Origin of the sequence: Acinetobacter sp. YH12052 (assembly GCF_013419835.1) — a bacterium.
Lineage (GTDB): Bacteria > Pseudomonadota > Gammaproteobacteria > Pseudomonadales > Moraxellaceae > Acinetobacter > Acinetobacter amyesii.
Genome location: NZ_VOZI01000009.1, coordinates 44,783 through 60,326 on the forward strand (window position 1 = coordinate 44,783; position 15,544 = coordinate 60,326).

12 protein-coding genes are annotated in these 15,544 nt (G+C 37.6%); all 12 read right to left on the bottom strand.

Translation table 11 applies throughout. The features are described from left to right. Nucleotides 1-9: 9 nt before the first annotated feature. The 12 genes from FTU06_RS08345 to FTU06_RS08400 all read right to left on the bottom strand — a co-directional run bounded on the left by FTU06_RS08345 (nt 10) and on the right by FTU06_RS08400 (nt 15,458). A complete protein-coding gene (locus FTU06_RS08345; protein WP_180145988.1) occupies nt 10-513 on the bottom strand; it encodes a hypothetical protein in 504 nt (167 codons plus the stop codon). A gap of 90 nt (nt 514-603) precedes the next feature. Beyond that, complete coding sequence (locus tag FTU06_RS08350; RefSeq protein ID WP_179996625.1) at nt 604-1,290, bottom strand: hypothetical protein; 687 nt, start codon at nt 1,288-1,290, stop codon at nt 604-606. 10 nt (nt 1,291-1,300) lie between these two features. Next, nucleotides 1,301-2,722, bottom strand: coding sequence for a DarT ssDNA thymidine ADP-ribosyltransferase family protein (locus tag FTU06_RS08355; protein ID WP_180145991.1), 1,422 nt, complete (start codon nt 2,720-2,722; stop codon nt 1,301-1,303). Between the two features lie 86 nt (nt 2,723-2,808). Next, nucleotides 2,809-4,269 carry a restriction endonuclease subunit S gene (locus FTU06_RS08360; protein ID WP_180145994.1) on the bottom strand — a complete coding sequence of 487 codons (1,461 nt, stop codon included), beginning with the start codon at nt 4,267-4,269 and terminating at the stop codon, nt 2,809-2,811. Then, nucleotides 4,266-5,828 carry a type I restriction-modification system subunit M gene (locus tag FTU06_RS08365; RefSeq protein WP_180145997.1) on the bottom strand — a complete coding sequence of 521 codons (1,563 nt, stop codon included), beginning with the start codon at nt 5,826-5,828 and terminating at the stop codon, nt 4,266-4,268. Before FTU06_RS08365 ends, FTU06_RS08360 begins: the two co-directional genes overlap by 4 nt. 63 nt (nt 5,829-5,891) lie before the next feature. After that, on the bottom strand, nt 5,892-9,350 hold the full coding sequence (gene hsdR, locus FTU06_RS08370; RefSeq protein WP_180146001.1) for a type I restriction-modification system endonuclease: 3,459 nt from the start codon (nt 9,348-9,350) through the stop codon (nt 5,892-5,894). Between the two features lie 468 nt (nt 9,351-9,818). Next, on the bottom strand, nt 9,819-10,028 hold the full coding sequence (locus FTU06_RS08375) for a hypothetical protein (RefSeq protein WP_180092344.1): 210 nt from the start codon (nt 10,026-10,028) through the stop codon (nt 9,819-9,821). A gap of 89 nt (nt 10,029-10,117) precedes the next feature. Further along, on the bottom strand, nt 10,118-11,380 hold the full coding sequence (locus FTU06_RS08380; RefSeq protein ID WP_180146004.1) for a class I SAM-dependent DNA methyltransferase: 1,263 nt from the start codon (nt 11,378-11,380) through the stop codon (nt 10,118-10,120). A 14-nt stretch (nt 11,381-11,394) separates the two neighbouring features. Then, nucleotides 11,395-11,976, bottom strand: coding sequence for a restriction endonuclease subunit S (locus FTU06_RS08385; protein ID WP_127799124.1), 582 nt, complete (start codon nt 11,974-11,976; stop codon nt 11,395-11,397). A 184-nt stretch (nt 11,977-12,160) separates the two neighbouring features. Then, nucleotides 12,161-13,168, bottom strand: a complete 1,008-nt coding sequence (locus tag FTU06_RS08390) for an HNH endonuclease domain-containing protein (RefSeq protein ID WP_180146007.1) — start codon at nt 13,166-13,168, stop codon at nt 12,161-12,163. Beyond that, a complete protein-coding gene (locus FTU06_RS08395; protein WP_180146009.1) occupies nt 13,161-13,745 on the bottom strand; it encodes a class I SAM-dependent methyltransferase in 585 nt (194 codons plus the stop codon). The genes FTU06_RS08390 and FTU06_RS08395 overlap by 8 nt, the downstream gene beginning before the upstream one ends. Nucleotides 13,746-13,823: 78 nt before the next feature. Continuing rightward, the gene (locus tag FTU06_RS08400; protein WP_180009560.1) at nt 13,824-15,458 is read right to left on the bottom strand and encodes an HNH endonuclease; all 1,635 of its coding nucleotides are present in this window, start codon (nt 15,456-15,458) and stop codon (nt 13,824-13,826) included. Nucleotides 15,459-15,544 lie beyond the last annotated feature (86 nt).

Below are 15,544 nucleotides of genomic sequence, written 5' to 3' on the forward strand. Positions count from 1 at the left end.
TTTTCCTTTTCAAACATATTCATCATTATGGACTATTAGATGAATATCAATTTTTTTCCAAGCTTTAGCCAATGTTAGCCAAGCCTTACTTTCTTTGGACCAAATACGACGGCATAATTCAGTCAAATCATTAAATTGTTGGTCTACTTCACTTGCAACGCCATATTCCCAATGTCCTTCGTAAACACGCTCTGTTAACTCACACATTTTTTCTGCGAGTTTATAATGTGTTTCAATTAGAGAATCTTCAGAAATATAGTCTTGTGAAAAGTGGCGAAGCGTTTCTTCAGACTGAGCAAGGAGTTCTTCCGTTTCCCATATCCATAGAGAAAAACAACGATCTGCACTTAAACAGTCAATAAATTGCTTAAAGTTTTCAAGTTTCGTCTTAAATGCAAGATTCGCTTTTATTAATGTTTCGATAGGTATGAATCTCTCTTCAAAATAATGAGGGTCGATGTTTAAAGTATCTAAGTAATCTTTAGATTTACGGTCTAAGCCAATCGGTCTCATTTTCCCTCTCATTTTCTGTATATACGACACAGTTAATTGAAATTATTTATTTCACATCTATGGAAATGCTATTCAATTTGAATAGCCAATCTAAAGTAATACACCATCACTTGTATTTTTAATCGTAAACTTTTCAACAAGTTTAATAAATTCATCTTTAGGTGGAATTGTGTCACCCACCAAAAGATTACGTTTCGTCAAAGCGACAAACAAAGCAATTGAATATGCTTGGCAGTTAATCGACTTTTGCGGGTTAAACTCAATATCAGTAAATGCATCATATGCAAGTGCTTGTTGCTTTAGGTCATCATTCAGATTGAGTGCATTCAAATAAATCCAATCGTAAAAGGCTGTTTTAGGTTCAAGTTGCCAACGTGTGTCTCGATATTCAAAAGCAATCAAGTTGCCTGAATTTTTAAGGCGCTCATCCTTTTTCGCATCTCGTGAACTCATATCCATAATGTCCTTAAACGGACCACCTTCTGAAAATACTTTGGATGATTGAAAGATGCTCTCAACACTGATGTTTTTACCGCTCTTGGTTTTAAACATCAAATTGAAAGCGCTGAGTTGCGTTCCTAATTCAATTTCAGACTTGCTCGAAATCTCTAGAATCTTGGCTTCTGGATTCTGCGTACGATACGCTTCATGCAAGGATCGGATCGACTTTTGTTTTTGTGTGAAGTGCATTCCAGCAAACCATTCAAATTCAACATCGACAATATCTACAAGCGTAGCGCCGTCCAGTTTAGGTACAAATACTGGTCTTTTTGCCATGATGACTTCCTTATCTTTTCTCAAATACTGTTTTGTTAATACTGACCTTAAAGCCTAAACCATCTACCCATGATAAATTAGGATCTTCTTCAATCACATGAATCTCTTGAATAAATTCTTTGGGGATATTTCCTTGATAAAGAATTTCAGCCTGATTATCAAAGGTATAGGTTTCCAATGTCATTCCTATATTCGACTCAAACATATCTAAAAAAGCATGATGTGTCTTTCGTTCAGGAATACTTAAGTTTTTAACTTTAAAAGATGCAGCATTAAATTTATTAAATATCGCTTTATCCAAGTAATCATAATTAGTCAGATTAACTAAATTTAAATTTTTATTGCCCGTTAAAAGCTCAGGAGATATTTTTAATACAATCCAATCAGCTTTACCCGTTACTCTAGAATATTTGGCAAACATTTTAAAATTTGGATGACTAAAAGAAAGTGAAACAGAATCTGTTACACCATCCCAACGATTTTCATCATTATATTTATATTCTAAATGCTGCTCATCTAATGTTTTCTTTGTTAATAACCCCCTTGTCAAAATCGACAATAAATTATCCTTATGTGTAAAGTGATAAATGGCATCTATCTTTTTCAATTTAGAGGGGTTAAATGACATTTGCTCAATAATCTTATTCCATTGCGCTTCATTCAGCTCTGAATTTGCATAGATACTTTTTTCCCAACTGTCGTATATACATTTCAGTTTTGGTAGCGATTTTTCACCTGTCAAATAATAACGAATATAGATAAACTCAACCAATCCTTTCGGCAGGGCATCTAGCTTAATGTCTAGTATTTGGCTAGATGTAGCCGGTATAGGTGGACAATTTTGGGGTGCTAATTGAGGAGTTTTACTCTCATTATCAACTCTTGTAGAGTGGCTTTTCTTTAAACTTTCTTCGGAAACAACTTTTGCTTTTAATTCTTTATTTTTAGATTCAATTTCAAGTTTATTATGCTTTTCTATAAGTAAAGCTAGACGTTCTCCACGCTTTTTTGCCTCTAAAGCTTCAAGTTCTTTACGCGCTCGCTCCTGATAATCTTTATTATATTCAAAAAATTCTACCAGAGAAACTTCTTCTAAACCCACTTCTTTTCTTTTATTATTTTGCTCTTTACACACCGCTTTCATGCGATGATAATCTTTTTCATATTCTTCTTTTTGATATTTATCAGCTTTATCATCCCACTCTGCTGTAAGTTTTTCTAACTGAGCTGCACCCTCATGTATTGCCTGTAGTCCTTTAAACAGTAAGTCTTTACTCGTATTATAGTTTTTTTTGATATCTTTTAAAGCTTGCTCTTTTTTTTCAGCTTGAGATTTGTCTTTATGAGGACTATTTGAACCAAATGCATTAATTAGAGGCGCTATTAAAATAAATAGTAAGAAGAACCCTCCTATAAAAAAAAGAATTTCCATTACACCCCTCATATAAATTTAATATAGCTCAGGTACTCTTTCGAGTACCTTTAAAATCTGTCTTAAAATAATAAATGTTGAAAAGTTTATTTAACTTTCTTTACCTTTTTCACTGGCTTACTAACTTCCCTTTCCGCCTGAATTTTAGCAAGCAAACTTTCAGCACTGTTTATGCCTGTAATAAGTTCTTGATGCTGTTCACGCCATTCGGCAGTCAGTTCACCACTAAAGGCTTTAGCTAAAATAGATTGAGTCAGCAAATTCACTCGTTTTTGAGCTGATTGGACTGCCGTTTCAATTAGACTAGCATTTTTAAATAAACTTTCGACTTGCTGAACAATCTCTTTCTGCTCTTTTAAACTAGGGTAAGGAATTGATAATTCCTTAATTTGACCTAAGAACAGATTTGATTGTGCCGTAGATTTAGATTTTTCATCAATTTGCTTTTGCAAATATGGTGACTGCAAGACATACATTAAGAATTTATTATCTATGAATGAGTCTAACGTCTTTACTAATGCAGCACTTCTAACCATGACATATTCATCATCTTTATCAACTAATGCTATACGACCGACTGAACCTGAACAGGAAATAAGTACATCACCTTTATTTGGATCACAACGTTTTCTTAACTTTGAGAATTCTTCTATACCAACATAATCTACATTCGACACATCAATATAACCATCACGAACATTTCTTGCCGATAGTAAATAATGACCTGCAGATTCTCTCTTAGGTGTGCTATGTTCACCATCAGTAATCTTTGAAGCGAAAGATTGTAAAGCTAGATTTCCCCAGTTTTCAGGTATTTCAAATAGAGTTTCAGCTCCTATGACTTCTAAGTCTTTTTTGATTTCTTTGCTCTTAATCAGACTATCTTTCAAATCTTGCAATTCTTTTATTTGTGGTTTTATCTTCTCTTGCTCTCGCCACTCTTCCGTCAATTTACCACTCACCGCATCCGCCAAAACCGACTGACGGAATTTCTTAAGAATGGCAGGAATAGCATCTAAACGGGCTTTAATTTGCTCCACTTGAGCAAGCATGACATCAAGCTGACGAACGATTTCTTGTTGTTCTGCTAATGGTGGTACTGGTAGATCATAAGTTGCAACATGTTTAGGCTGTGCTCTAGTCAATGACCCACCAACCCCTGAAACATTTGCACATAGTAGATTTCTGAATTCTAAACTTTGAAAATAATATCGATAAAAATTCGGTACTACATTACATTGTCTGAAAACGATCCATTCAGATGAGGCTATGTTTAAATAATCTGTATATTTACTAACTTGCCAAACACGATTAATCCTTGGGTTAATCTTACATAGTAAAACATCGTTTTTTTCTACGATTTGCTTTGAAGAACCAATTTCATTTGCTTGTAGTATTTCAGGGTAACCTTGTGGAAAAATTGGAACACTATAAAGCTCATAATACGTTTCATCATTTTTCAAAGGATTAAAATTATTTGCTCGATAATCATTTAAATTAGCAAATGAAGATTTCAACCATTCAACAGGCAAATTATCTAAACTCATGCCTGTTCCTCAGCGTTTAAACCTAGTGCATCTGCAAGCAATTGCTTTTGCGTATTGGCTTCATCGGTTTGACCTAAAGCTTTCATTAATGCATCTAATTCAACCAAAGCTTGAGTTAATTCAGACATTGCCTCACTTGCCAATACATGCGGTTCAGGTAAGTTTGCAGCATCCACGGCGTCATTGTCTTTTAACCATGATATATCTAAAGAATCACCTTTCTGTTCCTTAATCCATTCACGGCTAAACTTACGCCAACGGCTGTTCTCAAGGGTTTGCTCCTGACTTTCTTCAGTTAAAGACCATTCACCCTCAGTACGTGGTGACAAACCTTTAGGGTCAGCGCCGTAGACCGTTTCAAAGCCTTTTAAATGCGCTTCAGTAAATGGTGTACGCTTACCAAAACTTGGCATATTAGTACGTAGGTCATATACCCATGTCTCAGTCGTACAGTTTTCATCTTGTAGCGGATTGACTTCTGTTCCTTTGGTAAAGAACAACACATTGGTTTTTACGCCTTGCGCGTAGAAAATCCCTGTCGGCAAACGCAAAATCGTATGCACATTACATTTGTTCATCAGGTCCTGACGAATTGCTGTACCCTGTCCAGCTTCAAACAGCACGTTATCTGGTAAAACCACGGCAGCACGACCACCTGGTTTTAAGTTCTTATAAATGTGCTGCAAGAATGCCAACTGCTTGTTTGAGGTATTAAATGGTAAATCATCACGCGTAATACTTGCCTCACCACCTTTAGACGTACCAAATGGCGGATTGGCTAAAATCACATCCGCTTTTGGCAACGCCTGCCCTACAGGACCAAGCGAGTTACCCAGCTTTATTGCACCTTGCTCACCACCAATATCATGCAGTAAACAGTTCATTTGTGCTAAACGGCGCGTATTCGGAACAAGCTCAACACCAACAAAAGCATCTAAAGTATAGAACTGAGTTTCTTGTTCAGTCAATGCATACAAATCATGGTGCTGTCGTATATACGCATCCGCAGCAATTAAGAAACCCGCCGTACCGCATGCAGGATCTTGAATCACTTCACTTGGCTTTGGTTGCATACAATGTACTATAGAGTTAATCAATGGACGTGGTGTAAAGTACTGCCCTGCCCCTGATTTGGTTTCGGTCGCATTCTTCTCAAGCAAGCCCTCATACAAATCACCTAGTCCATCCGCTTTAATGCTAAACCAGTCCAGCTTGTCAAATTCATTAATCAACTGCTGTAAATGGCGTGGTTCACGTAAGCGGGTTTGAGCATTGGCATAGATCGATGCAATCAGTTCATTCTGATTTTGAGACAAGTCCAAGAGCATTTGCTTATAGAAGTTTAATAGCTCAATGCCGTTATGATCTTTAAAATGCGACCATTTATATTGTTCAGGATAAATCTTGGCAAGTGTAGAAAACTCGTCATCCAGCTCATCGACCATTTTGACGAAGAGTAGCATCACCAGTTCAGACACATAGTCGCTATAGTTAATCCCATCATCTTTTAATACGTCGCAAAGATTCCAGAGTTTTTGGACAATATCATTTTGTGTCATGTGCTGCACTTCATCAGAAAATGTGAAAAATATAGAAATTTTATTACGGGTGGATTGTAGCAGTTAAGAGGCCTGCCACAATCCGTCATGAATATCATCGACCAGTTTTTCAACGTCACTATCAAGCAACTTGCTCAGCCGTTTCACTCCGCCGTCTTTGGCAAATTGATGGTGAATCATATTCTTGTCGACCACCACCTCTTTGGCAATAAACAGGGTTAAACGTGCCAACCATTGCTTTTGATCTTCCGTCCATGCACGCTGCTGCAGAATCTTGTTTAGGCCACGCTGATAACGTTCTTCCACCGATGAGATTTCCTCACCCAATGTTGAACGGCGAATCATAGAGATGATCTGTGAAGCATATGTTTGATTTGACTCATTACCACCTAGTGCCTGGGTTAGCTTGCTTTGGGTAAAGCCCTTGCTAGTCAACAAGTTTTCCAGTTCTCGCAACTGCTCACGAGTCAGATCTGATGGTCGTGTAACAACCGCTTTGATAGCTGCATTGTCATTCACGGCTGTTTTAACGAAGCTATCGAAATATTCCAGATAATCTTCAGGCTGTTGATGTGCCGTATCTACGATACGTTCAATCAGTTCATCTTTCTCATCCGAGATAATCGGTAAATCCAAGGTGCCGAGAGCACTACGAACCTCAGCCAAACGTGCTTCTAAAATCGCACTGTTTTGCTGTAGCCAAGTACCAAGATCATCAATACCTTTAGCACGCAGCATCTGAGGTAGCTTAAAGGACTCAACCCCGAAGTTTTCTTTGATTTTTCCAAGTGCTTCACGCAATTTGCCTTGATCAGGATGATGCTTAAACTTCTCAGCCTTACCTAAAATACGGGTCACTTTCTGAATAAATTCATCGAGAACGATATCCGCTTGCGTACGCTTGACTTCATCAATACAAGGAACATTGATTGCTTTAGCTTTCTGCATCAATTCAGGATCACTTAACTCACGAATCAACTGATCAATGCTGATATTTGGACGCACGACAATCGGTTGCATGGTATTCACCGCTTGCAAGGTCGCAAAAATATCTACGGCGTCGTATATACGGAATTCTGTTTTACCAATATCAGGACATAACCGGGTTGCACGACCGAGCATCTGTTCAAACAGTACACGTGAGCGGACTTTACGCATAAACACCAGATTGCAGATTTTTGGTACATCAATACCTGTGGTCAGCAGATCTACAGTGACAGCAATATTCGGGAACTTATTCTTTTTATAACTCTCTACCAGTTTGCTCGGCTGATCTGCATTGCCTGTGATTTTCACCACAGCATCATTATTCCAGTCTTTCCCATATTTCTCTTTGAAAAGCTCATTTAACAATGCTACTACCTGATCCGCATGACGATCCGTCACACAGAAAATCATGGTCTTCTCATCACCTAACGGGTTCAGATCCTTTACCAATGCCTGACATATGACTTTATTGAAGCTTTCATTTATCACGCGTCGGTTAAAGTCTGCGACATCAAAATCCATGTCATCGGGTATCAGCGCCGTGGTCTTTTGCCCAGTGGCATTAGTCATCACCTGAACGCTTGTTCCTTTAGGTATTTCAATACCTGCCTGACTAAGTTTGGTGATGTAGCGAATCGGTTTGTCATAGTTGACTAAATAGCCTTCTTCTACAGCACGAGTAAAACTGTAGGTGAATACAGGTTTATCAAAAATCTCCGTTGTATGTAGTGCAGGTGTTGCAGTCAAACCAATCAGGGTGGCATCAAAATAGTCGATAACACGCTTATAGGTAGATAGATACTGTGCTTCATCACGAATCGTTTCCTCACCTTCGGTCATTTCCTTATCCAGGGTATAACCACGGTGTGCTTCATCAATGATGATACAGTCATAAAAATCGATTGGCAGTGGTGCATCACTGTTAAACAGACGATGTACCAAGCTTTGCACTGTAGCAACTTGAACTTCAGGACGTTCAGTAATATCTACACCTAAATCGGCAACCGTATAGATTTGTGTCAGGGTTTGGCCTTGCTCAATCACTTCAGCACCAAATGCATCAAATGCCTGTGTGCCCAAAGTAGAACGATCAACCAGAAACAATATATGCTTAAAACGCTGGCTTTTGATTAATCGATACATTAGGCCAGTCGCTAAACGCGTTTTACCTGTGCCTGTTGCCATAGCCAGTAAAATACGTTGCTTGTCTTTGGCAATTGCTTGCTCAACCGCTTTAATTCCTTCACGCTGATAGGAACGATCATTGAATGGCAGGATCTCGGTCTGTTCTAAATATTCATCTGCACGTTCAATATCCTGCTCAAGTTTCCACTTCAACCCTTCTGGGGAATGGAAACCTTGTAATACCTTAGAAATATTGGATGGATGTCGTACATCACGGAACCAGATTCCGCCCTCATCAGCTAAACGCTTAGACTGCTTTTGACCATTACATGCATACACAAAAGGAATGTGGTAGACCTTCTCCTCAGATGTCCACGGCGTATTCTTATAGGGCTTGTCTAAATCAGACGCAAATAGAAAGCCTTGTGAGTAACGCTCCGCCTGACGAATATACTGACTGACGGTTTTGTTCTGCTTCTTCGCTTCAACCACTGCAACAGGCATTAAGCCTTCAAAAAGTACATAATCCGCAAAACCCTCTTCACCATCCAGTAACGTCGGATATTCTGCTATTGCAAGGTTTAAACCCTTTTGCGGGCGAACGCCGTTGCTATACCTTAAAAGCTGTGTATCTGCCTGCCAACCTGCGAGCTGAAGCTGACGGTCAATGAGCCCTCGTGTTTCAGCCTCGGACAATTCAAATGAAGCATTGGCTATATCCAATTGCTCATCTTCAATAGGTGTCTCTAAAGTAGGCATGGTTGCCTGCTGTTCCAGCTCTTTTACTTTTGCTTCATAGGCAGCGAGTTGAGCCTGTAGGGTTTGTGCTTCTACTTGCTGCTGGTGCTTAAGCTGTAGATTCTCTGCTTCTAGTTCTGCCAATTTATGTTGAATATCTGAGTGAACAGTTTGCTTGTCCTGTGCCGTACGCAACTGCTGCTGTAGCTCCATCAATTCAAAACGCATGCGCCGTGCTTCAAGCGTTGGGTCGACAGGTGCTTCAAACTCAGGGAACAATTTGGTTTTTTGAGTGGTCAGAATATATAACCACTGTGCCATTCGATACGACAACCTTAGTGAAGTCAAAGCATCACTATGATCGGTTTCGGCATCATGCGCACCTTTATTACCATTAACACGCAAGGTATGCAAAACAGAGATAAAGTCAGCTTTCAGCTTGAGTCTATTCTCAAGTAAACGAATACGGGAGAGAAAATCTGCCTGTTCAGAGATTCCAATTTGATTGGCTTGGGCTACTTTATTAACCAGAATCTCAGCAAATTTTCGGGTTTGTACAAGTGTATGCGCTGGTGCTGTGTAGTATGCTGCTTCCGCACTGACTAATAAAGCATGCATCAAAGGATCTACGTCCTTTAAAAAATCAAACTGAGACTCAGTTAAATTCATCATATTATTTACAACTATCTGTACTTTATTATGCTTTTATACAAAGCTCCCCTTAAAATAAGCATATCAGTTCACGTTATTTTTATTAAGAAAAATATTTTGTACATAAGTCTAATTCAGAATGGCTGTTGCAAAAATATTTTGCAAAATACTGATTTCCTATGGGTTTTCGAAAATTTTAACAAAAATAAATATAATCATATAGTTAAGTATTTTGCAACAAAGCCCAATAATTCTTTAACTTCAAGGCTTATGGATTGATCCTAGCCATAAAATAAACAGTTAACGCGCTAATTTCATTTAAAGGTGGTGACAATTGAACTAAGTATAACATCTCTCTTTTAACTGACATTTAAACATTTATTAATGCATGTTTTTAGCCACTTCTACCAAAACAAATGTGAAATAAATAAACCACTTTATCGTTTTTCATGAAAAAACAGAGCACGTTAACCATGCTCTGCCTATAGCTTATTTAGTGGATAAATTTAGTACCATAGATGAACAATACAAATCATTTGGCATTAAATATGAATTAGATTTTTCTGCCATTAAAGGCTGTAGGGCTCTATCCGCTTTTTCTAATAGGCTATTTGCCTGCTGTGTAGTAATCGGTACTGTTTGATGAAATGCGGTTAATTTTTTAGTGAACATACGTTTGGGTGAGAGCTGATTCATCATGACTCCGCTCTGACACCTGAAATCTGTTTCAAATGTTTAAATCTAAATTCAGTGATATGAGTAACATTTATTTAAGTAAGATTACTCATTCAAATGTTGTTTAAGAGCTGATTAAATTCATCCTTCACACTCAAATACTGACGTTGCTTTTCTTGCAGTACTGCGAGCTCATGCTCAAGATCTAACTGCTCAACTTCAATATGCACATCAAAATATTCCTTACAGTGTAAGCTATATTTATTGGCTTTGACCTGTTGGATAGTGACATCTTTTGACCACTCATTCTCCTGATCAACAGTGAGCAGTTCCTTAATTTTCTGTGCATCATTCAGGCTTAAATGAAGCTTTCTACGCTGACGCTCGCCTAAACCTCGTGCATCCACCATGCGAATGGTATCTTTAGCTTTGGCTTTATTTAAAATAAGTAAACTCATTTCAATATTTGAATCAGTCAAAATACCAGCAGGAAGTAAAACAACAGCTTCGACCCAATTTAATTGCACTATTTTTTCACGCAACTCTGCATCATACCCACCTCTGAATAGCCAGCCAGGGATAATCTGAAGGTATGCTTTACCATGCGCATTTAAGTTATATAGTGCTTGTTGAATCCACAGACTCTCAGATGCACTGGTAGGAATACGAGCAGTAATAAATAATTCTTTTAAATAATTTTGTCCTGCTACCAAGGATTCTAAGACCCTCATATTGACTGGTGGCGTACTCACTACAAGATCAACACCATAGCTTGAAGAGCCTTCACTTAATGAATCTGCCCGCTGAATATCTGCCTCTTTTTCACTTAAGGCAAAAAGCAGTTTTGTCACCCCTACTGTTGCTTCATTGATATCACGTAATATAGGCTTTTGAGTATTAAGCTCGTGTGCTAATAATCCTAGACCACATGCCCCATCGTAAAGTGTTTTGTCTTCGACAGACCCTATAATAGATGTGAATATATTTAGAATATTTTGTGAATCAATATTAAACATGTCCCCATTTTTATTTGAATTAAGTGCAAAAGCTTTTAATACGTCAAAAGCTTTTTCACCATAATTTTGATTATTCGAACACTCTTCCCGCAGGCTTAAAAACACCTGAACAATATTCACAAGCTGATTGGCGTTCCAACGAATTACATCCTTTGAAAACCAGTGAAATTCTTTTTCCGCTACAAAATCAGAAATAAAAGTTGAGATGTTATCGTGTGTTGATAAAAGGATATTTTTACTTTCTTCTCCATTCTCTTTTACAAGATAAGCAATCAAAGTAAATAGTTCTAATGCAGCACTACGTGTCATCATGCCTGTCATAGTCGATAAGGCATCTAAATATTCGATTGTATTTTTCATTTTTAATTTCCTATTTAGGCCATCAACTTTTGAAAAGCGGCATTGGTTGCTTTAATTTGTTGAACTTTCAGTTGCTCTATTGCATGCAAGACTTGATTATTTTTGTGAAATACTTCTGCCAATTTATGCTGTATGCCTAAGTCTGGTACTGAAATTTCAATATCCTTTAGACTGCTCACAGGGATATTCATAATCGTAGTACCCTTATTCAGACTGGTGAGCACTGCTTGACCATATTTACTGTTTAAGAAAACAGTTAAAAATTCTGGTAAAGCAACTTCCGAATCTACCTTGATGACTAGACATGTTGCAGGAGCAAATAAATTTAATTTTTCCTGTTCCGCAGTCACAATTGAAGCTCGTAGATTTGTGCCCTTTGATAAAAAAACAATGTCACCTTCTTTTAATTTCTTTTTTTCAATAAGCTCCTCATCGACAAATACTGTTTTCGTTGTACGAGTATTTACATCCAGAAAACCTTTATCGTTTAGGCTTTGACCTGTCAATAAACTGACTTGGATTAAATTCTCTTCATGAGTATCATTGAATTTATTGATTCCAACTGTAATACTTGAACATATTTCATTTAGTTTCATAATTACTCCAAATATAGTTTTAAAAAAACTATTTTTAAATTTCCTGAAGCAAATAGTAGCTCTCGCAAACCACTTTGTAAATAGTTTTATTAAAACTTTTTTTATTAAAGCAAGAAAACTTCTTAATCGATAGCTTAAATATTGAAATGTCGAGTAAGCAGTAACCCTAACTTAACAACTTCAATTATGAGCTGAAGTAAATATATCCATTATTTTTTGCTTGAACGTACGCCCACTCCGCCACCTTATGCGACCGCTCTTTATCCGTTAAAAAACCAAGAACAGAAACTCGATCTACAATGATCAAATCCTGTTCTTCATTTCTTTCTTTCCACTTATGCAAAAACTCATCAGATGCGAGTAGATTACTTTTCTTAGAATTACAGCTTGAATCTGCCAACACGAAGTTATGACCTGTATCTGATGGATACATAGACCATGGAATGAAATGATCAACGGCGTAATTGCCATTGCGCATCGGTTTATTGCAGTAGAAGCATTTACAGTTCTGTAGCTCGACCAACACATTAGCCACAGCATTTAATTGGTTCCGACTTGGCTCAAACATGAATTGTTCAAGATTCGGCAACTGATTCAAAATAGGTGCATTGCTGCTGTTCTTACGGATATAGTCAATCCAACGTTTCTGGCAAAGCTCTTCGATGATTTCACTGAATTGTCGTAAGCAAAACATGACTTGAGGCAAAAGGATGAGCTGCTTCCCACACCGATCAAGCTGATATAAAAACTCAAAATTTTGACCGTTGATGTTTTGCAAGTAGCGGACTGGCATGTCTTTTACAGTGCGAGCGACATCTTTAACGAGCTTCAACCACACCAATGAATCTCGTCTTAATAACCCCAAAGAAGAGTAGCTTTGCCGAAGCTGTATAATGCGATTCACAATGGCAGCTTGCTTACCATTGTTCTGATTTAAAATCAGCTGCCCTTCATCATTAAAGGTATAGGGTACTGCTTGCTTCCAATATAGCTCGATAAACTTCTCAGCGATATCCGTATATTCGAGTGATAGACTCTCACCTGAATCTTCACCTTTTTCAATAGCTAATCGGCTTAGGCTAATCAGCAATGCAAATTTATAGGTGCTACTAAAACTACCCGACTGTAAAATCAGCTGAATATTTTTTAGAAATTTAAGTTGTTCTTGTGCAGTAGGAATAAAGTCAGGCATGTTTTTTCCAAAGTACATTCAGCCATTTTTCTTGTCGATCAGGTCGCTGATCTACTGTAATCCACTGTTTTAATACCCTAACCCCATTCAACCGATCTAACAATTCCTGAGCCTGTTCTTCATTTAAGTCAGTAAATGCTCTACCGCCTTTTACTCTATCTGCTGTTCCATATTTAAAAGACATATAGCACACACCGCCACGGCGTAACGCAGCATGAATACGTTTTAAAACATCAGGGAGTCTATTACGAGCACAATGTAGTAAAGAGGCACATGCCCATACCCCATCATAAACATCGTGTATATCAAGCTCATAAAAACTTTGCTGCTGAACAGCGATACCAGTCAGTTGGCTCGCTCGTTCGACCAATACTTCAGAATAGTCGATAGCATCAACTTGATAGCCTTTATTTTTAAAAGCCAAAGTGTCACGCCCTGAGCCACAGCCTAAATCCAGGATCCGTGCAGAATCTGGCAACTCAGCTAAAAATGGTTGGTATAGACTTTCCATATCCACATACAACGTGGCTTGTAAAAATTGATCTGCGTATTGGTTGTAATAGTCTATTGTTTTCATATTGATTGCTTAGGCTAAACACTGACCCCAGTCTACTAAAAAACAAAAAAATAAGGGAGCATTTGCTCCCTTATCTTTTTAGTCAAATAAATCTGCTCTTACTTCTTCCAAAGCACGATCTGACTTAAAACGATTACATATGGGATGAATAATGGCTCCATTTTCTAAAACACCGTAACCACCTTCTGCTTTCGATTCTCGATGATCTACTTCAGTCGATTCAAGGTATAAAGCGCTATCACATACTTCACAATAGCTCCATGTTTTCCTTTCCTCACGTTGATAAAGATTTCTTTTGGTCGCGAGTGAAAAATTTAGAGGTTTTTTCTTCTTTGTTAGTCTTACTGATTTCACAAAGCTAACAACATCATCCACAATGCTCTCATCATAATCACCACCAAAACGGTCAAGGTAAAAATCATTAAAATTAATATAATCAAATGATTGACTCATCGAAAGAATGACGGTGTTCAAACAAACTTCATCTTCAAAATCTAATTCCATATTGAGTCCAATACAGATAAAGGCTTGATACACGTTCTTCAATCGCTCATGTGATCTGATCCCGCTACCAAACTTACCGACAGTTTCTTTGATGGCCACAGGAATTTTTTCAATTAAACTTTCAACACCACGGCGTGCTCGAGTAAATCCAATAAAATCTATCTTTTTATTCTGTATTTCAAAACAGTCTTCTTCAATTTCACAGACGATAGAGAACCAGGCCAAAAAGGATGTCACTTGAAAACGATTATCTTTATAAAAATATAGTTTTGGGTGTAAGCCCAGACTTGGAATCCGAATACTAATTGCTGGTGTAGCGATACGACACAGCACAACTCTAAGTTTTAGCATTAAATTTTCTACACGCTGACCTTGGTCTATACTCACATTATTCTGACAAGTATCACCAAACATGATATTCAGGAGTTCATTGACCAAGCCGATTTTTTTACCGTGTGTTAAATCCGGCTCTAAAAGTATTATCTTAAAAAGATGATCATGAATTTGCTCACCCAAAGTGATCACTTCATTTATCCGCTCGTAATTCAGTTCAGCCAAGTTGGATTTATTATCGTTTATATAACAACACGCATAAATCACATAAAAAGCATCACTCCCCCTATTTTGTAAATGATATTCTTCATCTGGATCTAATCGCTTCGTATCCGAATTGATTGAACAAAAGGCTTTTCGAGCTTCCTCAGGTGTCCCAATGACTTCAATAAAATTAATTTTGGTTGATTTTAATTTTTGCTGAAACTCAGAATCGCCACATAACTCTTGAAAATCAGCTAATCCACCTAATCGATTACGAATCTGACGAATATCTCGTTTTTGTGGTGCCGTGAATTTTGGGGCTCCTGCTACTTGCTCATCAATAAAGTATCTTTTGATCCAAGCATAGATAATTGAAATCCTGTGCCCACCATCGATGATATAAATATTACCAGCAGCATCTTTCCAATAGCGAACGCATAAATTGACATTACGATCATTCAAACAGTTTAGAATAAACTCCTGAATTTCAGCAGGGCTCCAACACTCTGTGGAGCGTTGATTGTCTGCTTTATATAGTTTTTCTAGGATCTCATGGTTGGCGAAGTCATAAAGTGATATTTCAAAGTTATGGTGCAGATTTGAGTGCGACATTTCGTCAAGCAGCATCATTTTTCTTTGAATAATATTGGTTAAAAGCTTAGTACGAGCCATTTTATTTTCTCTAGGCAATACTTCTCTAGATCTCGTGAGATTACGAAATTAGAAGTAATTAAAATTAAAATCAGTGATAAATGAAT